The organism is Novosphingobium sp. FG90, from assembly GCF_057808725.1.
Map to the genome: position 1 here is coordinate 1 of NZ_JBMDIO010000128.1, position 392 is coordinate 392.

Annotated in this window: 1 pseudogene; it reads left to right on the forward strand. The window is 68.1% G+C overall.

Annotation, left to right across the window (positions count from 1 at the left end):
* Positions 1–338 (forward strand): annotated as a pseudogene (locus ACODRZ_RS26860) (beta strand repeat-containing protein); the annotation flags it as partial.
* Between the last annotated feature and the right edge of the window lie 54 nt (positions 339–392).

Here is a 392-nt window from a genome sequence, read left to right on the forward strand (position 1 = left end):
ACAGCGCGGTCTCGGTGGCCTATGGCAACGCCGCGACCAACTCGCTGACCCTGACCGCGCTCAACAGCCCGGCCACGGGCACGACGCCGACGACCACGGCAATTGCCAGCAACCAGAGCAATACCGGGGCGATCAACGCCAGCTCCGGCGTCACCTCCGGTGCGCTCGCGATCAATGCTGTGGCCAGCGGCACCGGCAACACTGGCGGCGTGACCAATGCCAGCCTGTCGATCAACGGCAATGCGCTGGCATCGGCGGCCTACGGCAACAGCGCGACGAACACGCTCACCATCGGTGGGAACAACGTGAACGTCACCGTGGCTCACGCCGGGCCGTAAAGCCAAGGAATTCCGGCGCGCCTCCCCTGGGGCGCCGGGATGCCCGGGAACCCC